Raw genomic sequence first — 2,573 nt, 5'->3', positions numbered from 1 at the left:
TGTCAGCATCAGTGACAGGCACGAGTGTCATGTCGTATTTGGTGTAAATGCCGCCTTCGCAGCTTTCACTTCCAGTCGAGCAAGCGAGTGCCTTGTCATTGGTCGTGGTGGCAAGATCCCAGAGGTTGCTTTCCAGTTGTGCCATGTCGGCTTCAAGTGCCGCTTTTTTGTCGGCAGGCAGAGCTTCAAACCATTTCAGATTCACCAAGTGTGCCTGTACCGAACCCGAAACGGAAAGCGGCAAGACGAATTTGGTCACTTCAGGCCATTTTCCGGTATTGGAAGATGTCGGTGAGGTCACACCGCATGAGGCAACGCCGCGTTGCAGCGCCGGATAAACCTCCGGAAAGCTCATGGTCACCGGCGTCGCACCAATTTCAGTCAGAAGCGTCGACATTGAAGCAGTAAAGGAACGTACTTTCAGACCCTTGAGATCACCCACAGATTTGATTTCCTGATTGCAGAGAAAGACCTGAGGGCCAAAGGGCCAGATGGCCAGTGCCTTGACGCCGAAACGATCCCCGAGCCGCTTATTAAACGCTTCGCGGTAAGCATCAACGGAGCCCTTGAGTTCGTTCATGTCTGTAGAAACACCGATCAGGTCGATACCTTCCAGGAACGGATCGTCCTTCGCTACGCTACCGATCTGAGCAGTGACGACTTGAAATGTGCCCGCACCCGCCAGGCGCAGTGCATCGGCAAGATTGAGGCCCAGAACCTGAAATTCGCTGCGCTCGACGGTAAAGCCTGCGGCCTTGGCTTGATCTATAGCGACAGCTTCCAGAGGAAATTGGGCATTTTGCTGCTGGGTCTGGGTGAGCCAGCGGATGCTTTGGGCGGAGGCATGCTGGACGCCGCCAAATAACATTGCGGCAATCATTACGGGACGAACAATACTGTGCATTTTGACGCTCCTGCGCGATGGGGTACGTCCCTAAGGCAGCAAAAATCAGACCAGTAATGATATGGTTTGCGAAATACATGTTATTCGATATTTCATATAAATTCGGCAGCCGATTCCATTCGAATGCTAAATTGTTGAATAAACGTCATATACTCGCTCTGGTCGCAACGACTTTACGACGATGGTGTAAAAAAACCGATAGGCTTTGCCTAATTGAAGGTCGTAATGCATTCATTTTAATCGCAAAAAATAGAAAGTCGGCTTTAGTATCGATAATGTTCTCATGAATAATTTTTCATCAGAACGATAAAAACTTGAGCTGGATTTTACCGATTATACCATCTCGCCATATTGAGATTTTAATGTTGGAATAAGAGAATGAGAATAGTCTGTGAAACAGGTTTTGTTTGATGCGTGATCTTGAAAACCCCTTGAGTGCTTCAAACCTTCGGGTGCTGTGTACACTGGTTGAGGAACGCAGTGTCACCAAGGCGGCTCATCGGCTCAGACTTTCACAGCCTGCAACCAGCCTTCTTCTCAAACAGCTGCGTGAAATTTTCGGGGATCCACTGCTGGTTCGCGGTGAGGGAGGGATGGTGCCGACCGACAGAGCCCTCGTCCTACGGGAAAGTGCCAACAAGACCCTCGCGGATCTTGACGAGATTTTGCAACATCCGGATGAATTCAATCCTGCCTCGACCAGGCGAACATTCACCATCGCACTCCCAGATCATATGCTACCGCTGGTTTTTAGCAGCTTCATGCAGCAGTTCAGGGAAAAAGCTCCTTTGGCAAAGCTGGTGTTGCGCGCGTTGGGACCGGATTATGATTTTGAAGGCGCACTTGCCTCTGGGAGTGCGGATATTGTTATTAGCAACTGGCCATCACCACCGCCCAATCTCAGGCAGTCTTTGTTGTTTGATGACCGGTTCGTGTGCCTCGTCGATCGCAATCACAGCTTCACGCACACCCCGCCAAGCGTTGAGGAATATCTTGAGGCAAAGCACATAGCACCGTCGGACTATGCCATTTCTCAAAGAGGAGTGGTCGAGACACATTTGAGTGCAATGAAGTTGCAACGTGAACGCAGTGTGGTCATTTCCTATTTTTCGATGGCGCCATACCTGCTAGTGGGAACCGACCTTGTCTTCACGGTTACCCGACATTTCGCCGAATATTTTGTCAAAGTTCTTCCTCTTGAAATCGTCGAAACGCCTATCGAATACCCGCATGTGCAATTTTACCAACTTTGGCATGAACGTGCGCACCATTCGCAGATGCACCGCTGGTTTCGCCAGACAGTTGCCTCGATGAAATCTTCACGAGGGCACATTTAGGGCCTGTCGCAAATTTTCGCAGTAACGAGCTATTGACCATCAGCGGGGCGCGTCGAAGTACGGTAACATCTTCAAGTTGGTAGGCTGCAACAGGCCGACAGTTTTTTTACCTCGCAACGATGGATTTGTGCTCACCCGTCGTGAGCACCTTCCACATCAGGTTCATCTCTGATTGCGCGTGTGCTGGATCGTGGTGGAAATCCGGTTCGCTATGTCGGCATTGTTGTCCGCTCGGGTAAGGTCTTTATCGTTAATTAGAGACATCTTGGGCCTGCACGGAGGCGTCGCCTTAACCGGCTGGTGCGGATCGAGGCAATAGTCTATCGGCATGA

The 2,573-nt window shown here is 50.4% G+C and carries 2 protein-coding genes; one reads left to right on the top strand and one right to left on the bottom strand.

Annotated features, from left to right (window positions below; translation table 11 throughout):
- The coding region (dctP, locus tag RT613_RS23660; RefSeq protein ID WP_313618810.1) for a TRAP transporter substrate-binding protein DctP at positions 1-880 on the bottom strand (880 nt) is incomplete at its 3' end.
- 434 nt (positions 881-1,314) lie between these two features.
- On the opposite strand from dctP, the gene RT613_RS23655 reads away from it, so the two are divergent.
- Positions 1,315-2,241, top strand: coding sequence for a LysR family transcriptional regulator (locus RT613_RS23655; protein ID WP_313618809.1), 927 nt, complete (start codon positions 1,315-1,317; stop codon positions 2,239-2,241).
- Positions 2,242-2,573 lie beyond the last annotated feature (332 nt).

Source organism: Agrobacterium sp. (assembly GCF_032092815.1).
Taxonomy (GTDB): Bacteria; Pseudomonadota; Alphaproteobacteria; order Rhizobiales; family Rhizobiaceae; genus Agrobacterium.
This window is presented reverse-complemented; position numbering and strand designations above follow the sequence as displayed.